The following is a 16,615-nucleotide window of genomic DNA, read 5'->3' on the forward strand; positions in this document are numbered from 1 at the left end:
GTTCTAGTTTCTGCTCAAGGCAGAGTCCAGACGCTGGTGCGCTTGATCGCCAGGTCTTCCAGCTCGCGGGTGGTCGGCACCTGGTATTCGGCCAGCTTTTCCAGGCCGTCCTTGGGAAAGTAGGTGCGGCCGGGGTCGCCGACCAGCACCGTGGCGCCGGCCGCGCGGCCCTTCCCCAGCCAGGCCATGACGGCCGCCGCCATCGGGCCCTCGTAGCAGATGTCGCCGGCCAGCAGCACGTCGGCCGGCGGCGGCGGGGCGTCCAGCAGGTTGGCGTCGGTGAAGGCGATCTCGACGCCGTTGGCCGCGGCGTTCATGGCCACGGCCGCCTCGCAGAAGACGTCGATGTCGGCGGCCAGAACGCTCTTGGCGCCTGCCTTCATGGCCGCCACCGCGACGATGCCTGAACCGGTGGCGAAGTCGATCACGGTCTTGCCGCGCACGATCTCCGGGTGATCCAGCACGTAGCGCGCCAGGGCCTGGCCGCCGGCCCAGGCGAAGGCCCAGAACGGCGGCGGCAGGCCGATCTCTTCCAGCGCCTCTTCCGTCAGCTTCCACAGCGGCGTGATCTCGTCGGCCAGGTGCAGCACCAGTTCGGGCGCGTGCGGGGTGGGCAGCAGGCGGGTGTTGTCGGCGATGAAGGCCCGGCGGCCTTCCAGGGTCTGGACGATCATGGGGCGGTTATAGCCGCTTTGCGCCGCGCGAGACCCCCTCAGTCGGCTTCGCCGACAGCTCCCCCAGAGGGGGAGCATCTTCTTGGTGCGGCGCCTCTAGATCCTCCCCCTCTGGGGGAGGTGGCCCGGAGGGCCGGAGGGGGTCTACGCCGCCACCTTGCCCGACGCCGCCTTCAGCACCGTCAGATAGCCCGGCGCGGTCAGCATGCCGTCCGTCAGCCCCTTCTCCCGCAGCAGCCGATGCGCGCGCGGCAGGTTCCAGCAGGGCACGTGCATGAACAGGTGGTGCTCGGCGTGGAAGTTGACGTGGTAGGGGGCGACGAGCGCGCGTTCGAGCCAGTTGGCGCGGGTGGTGCGGGCGTGGCGGAAGGGGTCGGGCTCGTCCTTGGCCACCAGGGCGTGCTCGGCGATGTTGCGCAGGCGGGTGACCAGCGGGAACCAGGTGGCCATCGGCACGATCCAGAGCGCCAGCCAGGCCCACCACAGGCCGGCGGCGCTGAGCACCACGAGCATGGCCAGGTTGGTCAGCAGGAACCGCTTCTGGCCCGCCGCCGCGCGGGCGAAGATCGTGCCCGGGGCCTGGCCGTGGCTGCGTTTCTTCAAGCCGGCGATGATCGGTCCCAGCCGCTGCTTGAAGAAGGTCTGGCCGGTCAGGTCGCGGATGATCTTGCGGCGCAGCGAGGCGCGGGTGGTCGGGAACGGCGCCGACAGGACGAGGTCGGGGTCTTCCGCCTGCTGGGCGAACTTGTGGTGGGTCAGGTGATAGGGGCGATAGCTGCTGAGCGAAGCGCCCAGGGGCGCGGCGCACAGCCACTCGCCCAGCCAGTCGTTGAGCTTGAGGTTGGGGTGCAGTCCCCCATGCGCGGCCTCGTGCATCAAGATCGCCAGGCCCAGCTGCCGCGCGCCGATCAGCATCACCGCGAGGATGTAGGTCAGGGGATTGGGCCAGATCACGAAGAGGGCGCCGGCGGCCAGGATCACCCCCCAGGCATGGGCGACCATGGCGATCCCGCGCCAGGACGAGCGCGCCGACAGGCGAGCCCATTCCTCGGGCGCGAACAGCTCCTGCGGCTTGATGCGAGCGGCGACGGCCATGGAACGGATCATCGCACATTCAGGTTCTGGCCGACAGAATGCCGTTAGGTCAGGCCTGTTTCCGGAGAGTTTTCATGCGCTTGCTCGTCGCCGTCGCCCTTGTCTCGCTTGGTCTCGCCGGAGGCGCCCACGCGGCCAGCTTCGACTGCGCCAAGGCCCGGCGGGCCGACGAGCGGGCGATCTGCGCGGATCGGGGGCTCGACAACAAGGACGTGCGGATGGCCGTTCTCTACGACATCAACAAACGCACCATGGGCATGGGCGCGCGCGGCGCGCTGATGGACGGCCAGCAGGCCTGGCTGAACGATCGCGCGGGCTGCAAGGCCAACCGCGGCTGCCTGAACCGGGCCTATGACCGCCGGCTGGGCGAACTGGAACGGTCGATGGAGCGGATCTATCGGGCTGGGCCGTTCTAGGGAGATCCCCCTCCGGCCCTCCGGGCCACCTCCCCCAGAGGGGGAGGATCTGGTTCACGCCGAGCCCGAAAAGATGCTCCCCCTCTGGGGGAGCTGTCGCGGAGCGACTGAGGGGGTCTTCTCAGAACCCCGCCGGGCTCCACAGGCCGGCCACCAGGGCCAGGACCAGGATCGCGCCGGCCTGGGCGTTGGACTTGAAGATCTTCAGCGCGCCGGGGCCGTCGTCGACGCGCACGGCCACGGCCTGGCGCGACAGGTGCAGGCCAAAGAGGCCCAGCAGCGGCAGGAACAGCGGCCCCAGGCCCCCGACCCAGGCGGCGGCCAGCGCCAGCACGAAGGCCAGGACGTAGAACACCGCCACGCCCTCGCGGACCTTGGCGCCGAGGCGGCGGGTCGACGACTTTACCCCGGCCAGGGCGTCGTCCTCGATGTCCTGGATGGCGTAGATCGTGTCGTAGCCCAGGGTCCAGAAGATGCCCGAGGCGTAGAGCAGGGCGGCCGACCACGACAGGGTGTGGGTGGCGGCGGCGTAGCCCAGTAGGGCGCCCCAGTTGAAGGTCAGGCCCAGCCAGGCCTGCGGCCACCAGGTGATGCGCTTCATGAACGGATAGCCGGCCACCAGCAGCAGCGAGGCCACGCCCAGGCCGATGGCGACCCAGCCCAGGCAGATCAGGATCAGGAAGCTGGTCAGGCTGCATCCCACCAGGAACAGCCAGGCCTGTTTGACGGTGATCAGGCCGGCTGGGATCGGGCGCAGGGCGGTGCGGGCCACCTGGGCGTCGAAGTCGCGGTCGACGATGTCGTTGAAGGCGCAGCCGGCCGCTCGCATCAGCGCCGCTCCGACGAAGAAGGCGATCAGCAGCCAGGGATTGGGCAACTGGCCCTTCTCGGCCGCGGCCAGGGCGATGCCCTGCCAGCCGGGCAGCATCAAGAGCCAGATGCCGGCCGGACGGTCGAACCGCCCCAGCTTCAGCCACGGGCGCAAGGACACGGGTGCGTAGCGGTCGACCCAGTTGGCGGCGGCGGCGTCGGGCAGGATGGCGGTCATGCGGCTTGGCTTAAACCGCCGCGCCTTCCGGGTCGAGCCGATGAGTCCTTCCAAGAAGCGCGTGATCGTCCGCGCTACCGTTCGATAGGATTTTCCGATCCTGCCGAGAAAAACGATCAGTTGGATTTATCGAACGCCGCCCGCGACAGTGGCGTCAAGGAATTCGACGAGGGCGACATGATCAAGACCATCCTGACCACCACGGCCGGCGCGCCCGTCGCGGACAACCAGAACAGCCTGTCGGCCGGCCCGCGTGGCCCTCTGCTGATGCAGGACTACCAGCTGATCGAGAAGCTGGCGCACCAGAACCGCGAGCGCATTCCCGAGCGCGTGGTCCACGCCAAGGGCTCGGCGGCCTACGGCACGCTGACCATCACCCACGACATCAGCCGCTACACCAAGGCCAAGGCGCTGCAGCCGGGCGCGACGTCCGAAGTGCTGCTGCGCTTTTCCACCGTGGCCGGCGAGCGCGGCGCGGCCGACGCCGAGCGCGACGTGCGCGGCTTCGCCTTGAAGGTCTATACCGAAGAGGGCAACTGGGACCTGGTGGGCAACAACACCCCGGTGTTCTTCATCCGCGACCCGCTGAAGTTCCCCGACTTCATCCGCACCCAGAAGCGCCACCCGGTGTCGAACCTGCGCTCGCCCACGGCGATGTGGGATTTCTGGAGCCTGAGCCCCGAGAGCCTGCACCAGGTGACGATCCTGTTCTCGGATCGCGGCCTGCCGCAGGGCTATCGCCACATGCACGGCTTCGGCAGCCACACCTACAGCTTCGTCAACGCCGCCAATGAGCGGGTGTGGGTGAAGTTCCACTTCAAGTCCCAGCAGGGGATCCGCACCTGGACCAATGACGAGGGCAATGCGGTGATCGCGGGCGACCGCGAGAGCGCCCAGCGCGACCTGTTCGAGGCCATCGAGGGCGGCGACTACCCACGCTGGACCCTGAAGGTGCAGATCATGACCGAGGCTCAGGCGCGCGAGACGGCCTTCGACCCGTTCGACCTGACCAAGGTGTGGCCGCATGCCGACTTCCCGCTGATCGAGGTCGGCGTGCTGGAGCTGAACCGCAACCCGGACAACTATTTCGCCGAGGTCGAGCAGAGCTCGTTCTCGCCATCGAACATCGTGCCCGGCATCGGCTTCTCGCCCGACAAGGTGCTGCAGGGGCGGCTGTTCGCCTATGCCGACGCGCACCGCTACCGGGTGGGCACGCACTACGAGGCCCTGCCGGTCAATCGTCCGCGCTGCCCGGTGAACCACTACCACGCCGACGGCGCCATGCGCTTCGATGCGCCGAAGCGGACGCAGGCCTGGTACGAGCCCAGCAGCTTCGGCGGGCCGGTGCAGGATCCATCCGTGGCCGAACCGCCGCTGCCGCTCTACGGCGACGCCGATCGCTTCGATCACCGGGCCGGCAATGACGACTACGCCCAGCCGGGCGCTCTCTTCCGGCTGATGAGCCCGGCCCAGCAGGCGGCGCTGTTCGGCAATATCGCCGCCGCCATGCAGGGCGTGCCCGAAGCGATCGTGCGTCGCCAGCTGGTCCACTTCCACCGCGCCGACCCGGCCTATGCCGCGGGCGTCGCTTCGAGACTGGGGATCGCGTTCGACGCGGCCCCCATCGCCGCCGAGTAAACGCTCGCTCGGCGGCCCGAGGAGGACCGCCACCCGCCCAGCCCCCGGCGGTCCTCCTCCACCCCACGAAAGGAGATATCCAATGACCCGTCCCGACCCGATCTCGAACCGCATCGCCGGCTATGGCCTGCTGGCCCTGGGCCTGGCGGCGGGCGTCGTCCTGCCGCATCCGGCGACCACGGCCCTGTGGTCGGCTTCGGCCCGGGCGTTCCGCCGGGCCGGCGACGAGGCGATGGTCTCGCGCCTGCTGTCGATGACCAAGTTCGGGCCGCGGATCCGCCGCGGGCTGAGGCGGCCGGCGGCGGGGATGCTGTATTACGGACGGGCGGGGCTGGCTTGACCCGCTTCGCGGGCCCCCTCAGTCGCTCCGCGACAGCTCCCCCAGGGGGGGAGCATCTGCGCCGATAGATCCTCCCCCTCTGGGGGAGGTGGCCCGGAGGGCCGGAGGGGGTCAGAACCGCGGCCGAAAATCCCTCGGCGCCCACCCGAAATCCCGAATCGCGTCGGCTGCGTCGAAGGTCAGGTCCTGGCTCATCCGCGCGCCCATGGCCGCGGTGGCGCCGGGGAAGAACGGCCTGGCCAGGGTCAGCAGCAAGCCGAACAGCCAGGGCGGCAGCACCACGATCGCCGGCCGTCGGCCCAGGCCCTCGAACACCCGGCGGGCCATCTCGCGATAGGGCAGGGTCTCGCCGCCGACCAGGGCGTAGGACCGGTCGAAAGCGGCGGGCGCGCTCGCGGCGGCGATGGCCCCGGCGGCCAGGTCGTCGGCATGCACCGGCTGGCGCAGGCCCTCGCCGGCGCCCGACAGCGGCAGCACCTTGAAGCGGCGGATCAGCCCGGCCAGGCGGCTGACATTGCCGTCGCGACCCTCGGCATAGATCAGGGTCGGGCGCAGGATGGTCCAGGCCACGCCGTGCTCCGCGCAGAAGGCCTCGACGGCGGCTTCGGCCTCGGCCAGGGCCTTGGCCACGGCGCGCTCGGAGGCCTCGGGCGAGGCTTCCTTGGTGAAGCGGCTGGTCGACGAGAACGCCACAAGGCGCTTCATGCCGCGCGCCTTAAGCAGCGGCAGCACGGCCGGCAGCAGCCAGATCGGCGACAGCGAGAACACCGTGGCCGCGCCGGGCAGCTGTTCGGCGAGATCCTCGCCCTTGAGGTCGGCGTCGATCCAGCAGGCGTCGCCGCTCGCCGAGAAGCCATAGGGCGGGCGACGCGACAGGCCCATGGGCTCGTGCCCGGCCGCCTGCAGCCGTTCCATCAGGAAGGTCCCGATCAGGCTGGTGGCGCCCAGCACGAGGATCGGCGTCTTCAGGGTGTTTTCCGCGCTCATGGTCCCTCTATAGTCGCGCCAGGGGAGCTTCGCCCATGCCCATCACCTATGACGAGGTCCGCGCGTTCGCCTTGGCCCTGCCGCTGGTCGCGGACGGGACGTCCTATGGCTATCCCTGCCTCAAGGCGAACGGCAAGTTCCTGACCCGGCTGAAGGAGGACGGCGACAGCCTGGTGCTGCCCGGCGTGCCGTTCGACGAGCGCGAGATGCTGATCGAGGCGGCGCCCGAGGCGTTCTATTTCACCGACCACTATCGCAACTATCCGATGGTGCTGGCGCGGCTGTCGGCGGCCGAGGCGGGGACGGTCACGCGCCTGCTCGAGCGTCACTGGCGCGCCTGCGTGCCCAAGAAGGTCGCCAGGGCCCATGACGAAGGCCCGTGAGGGCGCCTATATCCGCCTGACCAGATTTTGCGGAGCTTTCCATGTCGAACCCCACCCCCGGCGTCCGTTCGGGCGATGTCGAGATCCCCGCCATCGGCCTGGGCACCTACCAGCTGGAGAACGGCCTGGCCCAGACCATGACCGAGCAGGCGCTGGAGCTCGGTTATCGGCACGTCGACACCGCCCAGATCTACGGCAACGAGCAGGATGTCGGCGCGGCCCTGGCGGCGACGGGCGTGGCCCGCGGCGAGATCTTCGTCACCACCAAGGTGTGGATCGACAAGTTCGCCGAAGGTGACCTGCAGCGCTCGGTCGACGAGAGCCTGAAGAAGCTGCGGGTCGACCAGGTCGACCTCTTGCTGCTGCACTGGCCCAAGCCCAAGCCGGCCCTGGCCGAGACCATCGCCGCGCTGAACGCGGTGAAGGCCGACGGCCGCGCCCGGGCGATCGGCCTGTCGAACTTCCCCTCGGCGCTGTGGGAGGAAGCGGCGAAGCTGTCGGAGGCCCCGCTGGCCACCAACCAGGTCGAGTACCATCCCTACCTGTCGCAGAAGACCCTGCGGGCCACCGCCGACAAGCTGGGCGCCTCGATCACCGCCTGGTCGCCGCTGGCTCAAGGCAAGGTCGGCGAGGATCCGGTGCTGAAGGCGATCGGCGACAAGTACGGCAAGACACCGGGCCAGGTCACCCTGCGCTGGCAGGTGCAGCAGGGCGTGGTCACCATCCCGCGCACCAAGAACCCGGCCCGTCTGGCCGAGAACTTCGCGATCTTCGACTTCGCGCTGACGGACGACGAGATGGCGGCGGTGTACGGCCTGGCCCGTCCGGACGGCCGCATCGGCGACTGGATCGACGCGGCGTTCCGGTGGGACGCTGAATAATAGATGCTCCCCCTGAAAGGGGAGCTGTCGCGGAGCGACTGAGGGGGAAGTGATAGCGGCGTATCAGCAGCCGCTACCCCCTCCGACCCTTCGGGCCACCTCCCCCTTCAGGGGGAGGATCAAAGAAAAAGGGGCCGCTTTCGCGGCCCCTTTCCGTATCTCGAAAGACTGAAACCCTTACAGGTCCAGCAGCAGGCGCTGCGGGTCTTCCAGGGCTTCCTTGACCTTCACGAGGAAGGTCACGGCGCCGGCGCCGTCGACGACGCGGTGGTCGTACGACAGGGCCAGGTACATCATCGGGCGGATCTCGATCTTGCCGTTGACGACCATGGCGCGTTCCTTGATCGCGTGCATGCCCAGGATGCCCGACTGCGGCGCGTTCAGGATCGGGGTCGACATCAGCGAGCCGTAGATGCCGCCGTTGGTGATCGTGAAGGTGCCGCCCTGCATGTCCTCGATGGCCAGGCCGCCGGTGCGGGCCTTCTTGCCGAGGTCGCCGATGGTCTTTTCGATCTCGGCCAGGTTCAGCACGTCGGCGTCACGGACGACCGGAACCACCAGGCCCTTGTCGGTGCCGACGGCGACGCCGATGTCGTAGTGGTTCTTGTAGATGACGTCCTGGCCGTCGATCTCGGCGTTGACGTCCGGGATCGCCTTCAGCGCGGCCACGACGGCCTTGGTGAAGAACGACATGAAGCCGAGTTTCACGCCGTGACGCTTTTCGAACACGTCCTTGTATTGGGCGCGCAGGGCCATGACCGCCGTCATGTCGACCTCGTTGAAGGTCGTCAGCATGGCGGCCGTGTTCTGGGCTTCCTTCAGGCGGCGGGCGATCGTCTGACGCAGGCGCGTCATCTTCACGCGCTCTTCGCGCTCGTGCAGGGCGCGCGGCGCGGCCGGGGCGGCGGCCGGAGCCGGAGCGGCGGCGCGGGCTTCCAGGGCGGCCAGAGCGTCGCCCTTGGTCACGCGGCCGTCCTTGCCGGTGCCGACGACCTTCGACAGGTCGAGGTTGTTCTCGGCGGCGACGCGGGCCGGGGCCGGGCTGACCGGAGCGGCGGCCGGAGCAGCGGGAGCCGCGGCGGCGGGAGCCGGAGCCGGGGCGGGGGCCGGAGCGGCGGCCGGGGCCGGGGCGGCGGCGGCCGGAGCGGCCGAGGCGGTCGCGCCTTCGGTCACCACGCCCAGGACCGTGCCCGGAACCACGGTGGCGCCTTCCTCGGCGCTGATCGCAGCCAGGACGCCGTCGGCCGGCGAGACGACTTCGAGGCTGACCTTGTCGGTTTCCAGCTCGACGAGCAGCTCGTCCTTCTTCACGGCCTCCCCGGCCTTCTTGGTCCAGCGGGCGACCGTCGCTTCGGTGACGGATTCGCCCAGGGCGGGGGTCATGATGTCGGCCATGTCAGGTTCCGATGTCTCTTTGATCTGGCGGTCGGGGGTCTAAACGAACTTAGGCCGCCGCGCCTATCGAACAAGTCCGAGGACGCGGCGGCTTGAAGGTTGGTGCTCTTAGGCGAAGGCTTCGGTGAGGAAGGCTTCGAGCTCCTTGAGGTGGCGGCTCATCAGGCCGGCGGCGGTCGAGGCGCTGGCCGGACGGCCGACGTAACGGGCCCGCTTGGCCTTGATGTCCATCTTGTCGAGGGTCAGCTCGATCCACGGATCGACGAAGGTCCAGCCGCCCATGTTCTTCGGCTCTTCCTGCACCCACACCAGCTCGGCGTTCTTGAAGCGGTTCAGGACGCCCATGACCGACTTCATCGGCCACGGATAGAACTGCTCCAGGCGCAGGATGTAGACGTCGTCGCGGCCGCTCTTGGCGCGCTGGTCGATCAGGTCGAAGTAGACCTTGCCCGAGCACATGATGACGCGCTTGATCTGATCGTCGCTCTTCAGCGTGATCCCGCCGACGTCGCAGCCGGCTTCGGCGCCGTCCACCATCACGCGGTGGAAGGCGGTGCCTTCGGCCAGGTCCGACAGGTTCGAGACGGCGCGCTTGTGGCGCAGCAGGCTCTTGGGCGACATCACGATCAGCGGCTTGCGGTACTCACGGTGCATCTGGCGACGCAGGGCGTGGAAGTAGTTGGCCGGCGTGGTGCAGTTGACGACCTGCATGTTGTCTTCCGCGCACGACTGCAGGAAGCGCTCCAGGCGGGCCGAGCTGTGCTCGGGGCCCTGGCCTTCGTAGCCGTGCGGCAGCAGCATCACCAGGCCGCTCATGCGCAGCCACTTGCGTTCGCCCGAGCTGATGAACTGGTCGATCACCACCTGGGCGCCGTTCACGAAGTCGCCGAACTGGCCTTCCCACAGGGTCAGGGTGTTCGGGTCGGCCAGCGAGAAGCCGTACTCGAAGCCCAGCACCGCCTCTTCCGACAGGGCCGAGTCGATGACTTCGTAGTTGGCCTGGCCGGGGCGGATGTTGTTCAGCGGCGTGTAGTGCTCTTCGGTCTTCTGGTCGATGACGTCGGAGTGGCGCTGGGTGAAGGTGCCGCGGACCGAGTCCTGGCCCGACAGGCGCACCGGGAAGCCTTCGTCGAGCAGGGTGGCGAAGGCCATGTGCTCGGCGGCGCCCCAGTCGAGGCCCTCGCCCTTGGTGAAGGCGTCACGACGGTTCTCGATCGCGCGGCGCACGGTCTTGTGGGCGTCGATGCGTTCCGGGATGGCCGTGATCTTGGCGGCCAGTTCCTGCAGCTTGGCGAGCGGGACGTCGGTCTTGCCGCGACGCTCTTCGTCGCCCGGCTGGGCCAGGCCCTTCCACTTGCCGTCCAGCCAGTCGGCCTTGTTGGCCTTGTAGCTCTTGCCGGACTCGAATTCCTTGTCGAGGAAGGTCTCGAACTCGCCGACCCAGGCGTCGGACTCGGCCTGGCTGATCTGGCCTTCGGCGATCAGGCGGTTGGCGTACAGTTCGCGCGTCGAGGGGTGGCCCTTGATCTTCGCGTACATCAGCGGCGACGTCATGGTCGGATCGTCGCCTTCGTTGTGACCGAAGCGACGGTAGCAGACCATGTCGATGACCACGTCCTTGCCGAACATCTGGCGATATTCGGTGGCGACCTTGGCCGCGAACACCACGGCTTCGGGATCGTCGCCGTTCACGTGGAAGATCGGGGCCTCGACCATCAGGGCCATGTCGCTCGGGTAGGGCGAGCTGCGCGAGTAGCGCGGGCTGGTGGTGAAGCCGATCTGGTTGTTGACGATGAAATGGATGGTGCCGCCCGTGCGGTAGCCCTTCAGGCCCGACAGGGTGAAGCACTCGGCCACGACGCCCTGGCCGGCGAAGGCCGCGTCGCCGTGCAGCAGCAGCGGCAGCACGTGGCCGCGGCCGGCGTCCGGGGTCTCGCGCAGCAGGAAGGCCTGCTTGGCGCGGGCCTTGCCGATGACGACCGGGTTGACGATTTCCAGGTGCGACGGGTTGGCGGTCAGCGACAGGTGGACCTTGTTGTCGTCGAACTCACGGTCCGACGAGGCGCCCATGTGATACTTCACGTCGCCCGAGCCTTCGACGTCGGAAGGCACCGACGAACCGCCTTGGAACTCGTGGAAGATCACGTGGTAGGGCTTGCCCATCACGGCGGCCAGCACGTTCAGGCGGCCGCGGTGCGGCATGCCCAGGACGATGTCCTTCACGCCCAGCGAACCGCCGCGCTTGATGATCTGTTCCATGGCCGGGACCATGGCTTCGCCGCCGTCGAGGCCGAAGCGCTTGGTGCCGGGGAAACGCTTGTGCAGGAAGCGCTCGAAGCCTTCGGCCTCGATCAGCTTCTTGAGGATGGCGACCTTGCCTTCCTTGGTGAAGACGATTTCCTTGTCGCGGCCTTCGATGCGCTCCTGCAGCCAGGCCTTCTCGGCCGGGTCGGAGATGTGCATGTATTGGACGCCGACGTTGCCGCAGTAGGTGCGGCGCAGGATCGACAGGATCTCGCGGATCGTGGCGGTCTCCAGACCCAGCACGAAGTCGAGGAAGATCGGACGGTCGTAGTCGGCCTCGGCGAAGCCGTAGGTGGCCGGGTCGAGCTCGCTGGCGTCCTTGGCGGGATCCAGGCCCAGCGGGTCGAGGTTGGCGGCGAGGTGGCCGCGCATCCGGTAGGCCCGGATCATCATGATGGCGCGCAGGCTGTCCAGCGTGGCGGCGCGGACGGCTTCGGCGGAAGCGCCGGGGGCCTTGCCCTCGACGGCCTTGGCGATCTTGGCTTCGACGGCGGGGGCGACGCTGGCCCACTGGCCGTCAAGCGCCGAAAGCCAGTCGGGACGGGCGGCGGGAACGCTCTTGGGCGTCCAGGCCGGGTCCTTGGCGGCGCGCTTGACCTGGTCGGCCTGCTCGGCCAGCGAGGAGAAGAAGGCGTTCCAAGAGGGCTCGACCGACCCGGGGTTCTCCGCCCACTGGGCGTAGAGGTCCTCAACAAAGGCGGCGTTCGCGCCGTAGAGGAAGGAGGTCTCGGTCAAGACCTGATTGATGATGCCTGCGTCGTCCGCCATCGTCTTCGCCTCGATGCTCGCCCGCCGAGGCCATCCGGCGGGATCACGAGCTCGTTTCAAACATGAAGCGCGACGACCGGTTGGCCGCTATCCATTTTCGGCCGCTGCGCTTCGGATCCGTTTACGGGACCGGTTTAGACACCGGTCCCGTAAATATAGTCTCTCAATCTCCCGTCGCCCGCGCCTTGCGGCGGGCCCAGGTGATTTTTTCGGATCGTCGACTGGCGGTCGCAAAAAACCTGGGCCCCGCGCTGGGCGGGGTTTCGGTAGTCTAGTCTATTAGCCCTTGAGGACTTCGAGCAGGGTCTCGCCCAGCTTCGCCGGCGACGGCGAGACGCGGATGCCCGCTTCTTCCATCGCAGCGATCTTGTCCTCGGCGCCGCCCTTGCCGCCCGAGATGATGGCGCCGGCGTGACCCATGTGACGGCCCGGAGGAGCCGTGCGACCGGCGATGAAGCCGACCATGGGCTTCTTGCGGCCGCGCTTGGCTTCGTCCTTCAGGAACTGGGCCGCTTCTTCTTCGGCCGAGCCGCCGATTTCACCGATCATGACGATCGACTTGGTGGCTTCGTCGGCCAGGAACAGTTCGAGCACGTCGATGAACTCGGTGCCCTTGACCGGGTCGCCGCCGATGCCGACGGCCGTGGTTTGGCCGAGGCCCGCGTTCGTGGTCTGGAACACGGCTTCGTAGGTCAGGGTGCCCGAACGCGACACGACGCCGACCGAGCCTTCCGAGAAGATCGAACCCGGCATGATGCCGATCTTGCACTGGTTCGGGGTCAGGACGCCCGGGCAGTTCGGGCCGATCAGGCGCGACTTGGAGCCTTGCAGCGCCTTCTTCACGCGCACCATGTCCAGCACCGGGATGCCTTCGGTGATGCAGACGATCAGCGGGATTTCCGCGTCGATGGCTTCCAGGATCGAGTCGGCCGCGAAGGGCGGCGGGACGTAGATCACCGAGGCGTCGGCGCCGGTGGCTTCCTTGGCTTCGCCGACGGTGTCGAACACCGGCAGGCCGATGTGCGTCTGGCCGCCCTTACCGGGGGTGACGCCGCCGACCATCTTGGTGCCGTAGGCGATGGCTTGTTCCGAGTGGAACGTGCCCTGGGCGCCGGTGAAGCCCTGGGTGATGACCTTGGTTTCAGAACCGATGAGGATCGACATGATTAGCGAGCACCCTTCACGGCCGCGACGATCTTCTCGGCGCCGTCAGACAGATCGTTGGCGGCGATGACGTTCAGGCCGCTTTCCGAGATGATTTTCTTACCCAGTTCGACGTTGGTGCCTTCCAGGCGAACGACGAGCGGGACGGTCAGGCCGACTTCCTTCACGGCGGCGATGACGCCTTCCGCGATGATGTCGCAGCGCATGATGCCGCCGAAGATGTTGACCAGGATGCCCTTCACGGCCGGATCGGCGGTGATGATCTTGAAGGCCGCGGTGACCTTCTCCTTCGAAGCGCCGCCGCCGACATCGAGGAAGTTGGCCGGCTCGGCGCCGTACAGCTTGATGATGTCCATGGTGGCCATGGCCAGGCCCGCGCCGTTGACCATGCAGCCGATTTCGCCGTCGAGGGCGATGTAGGCCAGGTCGTACTTCGAGGCTTCGATTTCCTTGGGGTCTTCTTCGCTCTCGTCGCGCAGGGCGCGGATGTCCGGGTGGCGGAACAGCGAGTTGCCGTCGAACGACAGCTTGGCGTCCAGGACGCGCAGGTGGTCGTCGGCGGTGACGATCAGCGGGTTGATCTCCAGCATCGCCATGTCCTTGGCCAGGAACGCCGTGTAGAGCTGCGTCAGCAGCACGGCGGCTTCCTTGGCCAGGCCGCCGGTCAGGCCCAGGGCCTTGGCCAGCGCGCGCTGGTGGGTCGGCCACACGCCGGTGGCGGGGTCGATCGAGAACGAGTGGATCTTTTCCGGCGTGGCGTGGGCCACGTCTTCGATGTCCATGCCGCCTTCGGTCGAGGCGACGACCGAAACCATCGAGGTTTCACGGTCGACCAGCAGCGACAGGTAGAATTCCTTGGCGATCGCGGCGCCTTCCTCGATGTAGAGGCGGTTCACCTGCTTGCCCTTGGGGCCGGTCTGGTGCGTCACCAGCACGCGGCCGAGCATTTCGGCGGCGTTGGTCTTGACGTCTTCGACCGACTTGACGACGCGGACGCCGCCCTTGGCGTCGGGGCCGAGGCCCTCGAACTTGCCCTTGCCGCGGCCGCCGGCGTGGATCTGGCTCTTCACGACGAAGACCGGACCGCCCAGCTTCTCGGCGGCGGCGACGGCTTCGTCGACGGTGAACGCCGCGAAGCCACGCGGGACGGGGGCGCCGAACTCCGCGAGGACGGCTTTGGCTTGATGCTCGTGAATGTTCATGAGGGGACCGGTCTTCCGCGACGGTTCTTGAATGTGGCGGCGTTATAGGAGCGTGATTTCGCAGGCGCAACCGCACTTGGACGATAAGGCGCCCCCATATTTTCGATCCGTTGTCCGAACGGACAACGGCGCCGCCTTCCTGGGCCGAACGATCGAAAAGCCTGATCTTTTGGCAAATCGTCCACAGCCCCTGGCTGGCAAGGCGTTGAGGGTCGGGCGAGGGGCGAGATAACGATGTTAGCGCTCACTTCTATCGCGAGGCGAGGCGGTTTGTGCGCTGCGATTGTGCAGCCTTCGCCGCGGGAGCGCATTTGCCGCACTTCGTGACGAAGTATTGCTGCGGTCGCCGGCCGCCGTGGGGCGAGGTCGAAAAAACAACGACTTAGATACGATACATTTTGTGCAAAATCGGAAAACCGGGGCAGGATATACTCGGCGCGACCTTCAGTCTTGAAAGTATCAATCATTTATTGACCGTCCCGAAGCTTCTCCTTGCCTGAAACGATCTAGGGAAAACCCCGGATCGGCATTGGAAGGGCTTCCATGTTCAACCGCTCGCAAGTGCAGGCCGTCGAGACCCTCGCGGCCCTCGACCGGTCGCTGGCGACCATCGAGTTCGATCCGAAGGGCCGGATCCTGACGGCGAACGAGAACTTCTGCTCGGCCATGGGCTACGACCTGGCCGAGATCGTCGGGCAGCACCACAGCCTGTTCGTCGAGCCCGACTACGCGGCCAGCAGCGACTATGCGGCGTTCTGGGCCAAGCTCGGTCGCGGTGAATTCGACGCTCGCGAGTACCTGCGGGTGGGCAAGGACGGCCGCGAGGTGTGGATCCAGGCCTCGTACAATCCGATCCGCAACGCGCGCGGCGCGGTGACCCGGATCGTCAAGATCGCCACCGACATCACCGAGCAGAAGCGCCGCGCCGCCGAGCAGCACGGCAAGATGGAGGCCATCGGCCGCGCCCAGGCGGTGATCGAGTTCACCCCGGCCGGCGAGATCCTGACCGCCAACCAGAACTTCCTCGACGCCCTGGGCTATACGCTGGGCGAGATCCAGGGTCGTCATCACCGGATGTTCGTCGAGCCGGCCGAGGCCAATGCGCCGGGCTATGCCGCCTTCTGGGCCCGGCTGAACGCCGGCGAGTTCGTCGCCGCCGAGTTCAAGCGCCTGGGCAAGGGCGGCCGCGCGGTGTGGATCCAGGCCTCGTACAACCCGATCTTCGACCACAAGCGCCGCATCGCCAAGGTTGTGAAGTTCGCCACCGTGGTCACCGGGCGCGTCGATGCGGTCAACGCCATCGCCACGGGGCTGGACCAGCTGGCCCGCAACAACCTGACCTATCGCATCGACAAGCCGGTCGACCCGCAGTTCGCCAAGGTGCGCGAGGACTTCAACAGCGCCATGACCGCGCTGGACGGGGCCATGAGCGTGGTGGCCTCGGCCACCCAGAGCGTCGGGGCCGGGGCCCAGGAGATCTCGATCGCCGCCGACGACCTGTCGCGCCGCACCGAAATCCAGGCCTCGAACCTGGAGGAGGCCGCCGCCGCGCTCGACCAGATCACCGCCACCGTCAACCGCAGCGCCGAGGGCGCGCGCGAGGTTTCGCAGGTGGCTTCGGCCGCTCGCATCGACGCCACCCGCTCGGGCGAGATCGTCGGCGAGGCCGTCGCGGCCATGGGCGAGATCGAGGAAAGCTCGGGCAAGATCACCAGCATCATCGGGGTGATCGACGAGATCGCCTTCCAGACCAACCTCCTGGCCCTGAACGCCGGGGTCGAGGCCGCGCGGGCGGGAGACGCGGGCAAGGGCTTCGCGGTCGTCGCCTCGGAAGTGCGGGCCCTGGCCCAGCGCTCGGCCGAAGCCGCCAAGGAGATCAAGGCCCTGATCGCCAGGAGCACCTCGCAGGTCGGCCGCGGCGTGCGGCTGGTCGGCGAGACCGGCGAGGCCCTGGCCACCATCGTCGACAAGGTCGGCAAGATCGACGGCCTGATCCTGGAGATCGCCCAGTCCTCGCGCGAGCAGGCCACCGGGTTGTCGGAGGTCAACACCGCCGTCAACCGCATGGACGAGGTCACCCAGCGCAACTCGGCCATGGTCGAGGAAGCCACCGTCGCCTCGGCCAGCCTGAAGCTGGAAGCCGGCGAGCTGGCGCAGCTGGTGTCGAAGTTCGAGGTCAGCAGCGGGGCGGGGGCGCAAGCTGCGAGGCGGCGGGCTTAGGCCTCTCTCCCTTCCCCCTTGATGGGGGAAAGGGTCGGGGATGGGGGTGATGCGGCGGTTCGGCCGCCGCGGCCTTAGTCACCCCCACCCAACCCTCCCC

14 protein-coding genes are annotated in these 16,615 nt (G+C 68.0%); 6 read left to right on the plus strand and 8 right to left on the minus strand.

Annotation, left to right across the window (positions count from 1 at the left end; all coding sequences use genetic code 11):
* Positions 1–14 precede the first annotated feature (14 nt).
* Positions 15–674, minus strand: a complete 660-nt coding sequence (locus ACODR1_RS14495) for a class I SAM-dependent methyltransferase (protein WP_488881074.1) — start codon at positions 672–674, stop codon at positions 15–17.
* A gap of 144 nt (positions 675–818) precedes the next feature.
* Positions 819–1,769, minus strand: coding sequence for a fatty acid desaturase family protein (locus tag ACODR1_RS14500; RefSeq protein ID WP_488881075.1), 951 nt, complete (start codon positions 1,767–1,769; stop codon positions 819–821).
* A 74-nt stretch (positions 1,770–1,843) separates the two neighbouring features.
* Between ACODR1_RS14500 and ACODR1_RS14505 the strand changes: the two genes are divergently transcribed.
* Complete coding sequence (locus ACODR1_RS14505) at positions 1,844–2,185, plus strand: lysozyme inhibitor LprI family protein (protein ID WP_488881076.1); 342 nt, start codon at positions 1,844–1,846, stop codon at positions 2,183–2,185.
* A gap of 121 nt (positions 2,186–2,306) precedes the next feature.
* On the opposite strand, the gene ubiA is transcribed toward ACODR1_RS14505, so the two are convergent.
* A complete protein-coding gene (gene ubiA, locus ACODR1_RS14510) occupies positions 2,307–3,233 on the minus strand; it encodes a 4-hydroxybenzoate octaprenyltransferase (RefSeq protein ID WP_488881077.1) in 927 nt (308 codons plus the stop codon).
* Between the two features lie 177 nt (positions 3,234–3,410).
* Here ubiA and ACODR1_RS14515 point away from each other — a divergent pair, with 177 nt between their 5' ends.
* Both ACODR1_RS14515 and ACODR1_RS14520 read left to right on the plus strand, forming a co-directional pair.
* Positions 3,411–4,871: a catalase gene (locus ACODR1_RS14515; RefSeq protein ID WP_488881078.1), complete on the plus strand. Its 1,461-nt coding sequence runs from the start codon at positions 3,411–3,413 to the stop codon at positions 4,869–4,871.
* 82 nt (positions 4,872–4,953) lie between these two features.
* A complete protein-coding gene (locus ACODR1_RS14520) occupies positions 4,954–5,211 on the plus strand; it encodes a hypothetical protein (protein ID WP_488881079.1) in 258 nt (85 codons plus the stop codon).
* A 111-nt stretch (positions 5,212–5,322) separates the two neighbouring features.
* Here ACODR1_RS14520 and ACODR1_RS14525 read toward each other — a convergent pair whose 3' ends face one another.
* Positions 5,323–6,198, minus strand: a complete 876-nt coding sequence (locus ACODR1_RS14525) for an NAD-dependent epimerase/dehydratase family protein (RefSeq protein ID WP_488881080.1) — start codon at positions 6,196–6,198, stop codon at positions 5,323–5,325.
* A gap of 35 nt (positions 6,199–6,233) precedes the next feature.
* Between ACODR1_RS14525 and ACODR1_RS14530 the strand changes: the two genes are divergently transcribed.
* Positions 6,234–6,581 (plus strand): MmcQ/YjbR family DNA-binding protein, encoded by a 348-nt coding sequence (locus tag ACODR1_RS14530; RefSeq protein WP_488881081.1) that lies wholly within the window; start codon positions 6,234–6,236, stop codon positions 6,579–6,581.
* Positions 6,582–6,622: 41 nt separating this feature from the next.
* Entirely contained in the window at positions 6,623–7,462 is an 840-nt protein-coding gene (locus ACODR1_RS14535; protein WP_488881082.1) for an aldo/keto reductase, read from the plus strand.
* Between the two features lie 177 nt (positions 7,463–7,639).
* Here the strand turns inward: ACODR1_RS14535 and odhB are convergent, their stop codons facing one another.
* The 4 genes from odhB to sucC all read right to left on the minus strand — a co-directional run bounded on the left by odhB (position 7,640) and on the right by sucC (position 14,295).
* Entirely contained in the window at positions 7,640–8,857 is a 1,218-nt protein-coding gene (gene odhB / locus ACODR1_RS14540) for a 2-oxoglutarate dehydrogenase complex dihydrolipoyllysine-residue succinyltransferase (RefSeq protein ID WP_488881083.1), read from the minus strand.
* Positions 8,858–8,965: 108 nt separating this feature from the next.
* Entirely contained in the window at positions 8,966–11,929 is a 2,964-nt protein-coding gene (locus ACODR1_RS14545) for a 2-oxoglutarate dehydrogenase E1 component (RefSeq protein WP_488881084.1), read from the minus strand.
* A 279-nt stretch (positions 11,930–12,208) separates the two neighbouring features.
* On the minus strand, positions 12,209–13,093 hold the full coding sequence (gene sucD / locus ACODR1_RS14550; protein WP_058348626.1) for a succinate--CoA ligase subunit alpha: 885 nt from the start codon (positions 13,091–13,093) through the stop codon (positions 12,209–12,211).
* Between the two features lie 2 nt (positions 13,094–13,095).
* A complete protein-coding gene (gene sucC / locus ACODR1_RS14555) occupies positions 13,096–14,295 on the minus strand; it encodes an ADP-forming succinate--CoA ligase subunit beta (RefSeq protein WP_101716975.1) in 1,200 nt (399 codons plus the stop codon).
* A gap of 543 nt (positions 14,296–14,838) precedes the next feature.
* Between sucC and ACODR1_RS14560 the strand changes: the two genes are divergently transcribed.
* Complete coding sequence (locus tag ACODR1_RS14560) at positions 14,839–16,515, plus strand: methyl-accepting chemotaxis protein (protein ID WP_488881085.1); 1,677 nt, start codon at positions 14,839–14,841, stop codon at positions 16,513–16,515.
* Positions 16,516–16,615 lie beyond the last annotated feature (100 nt).

This window comes from Caulobacter sp. FG7 (genome assembly GCF_057808875.1).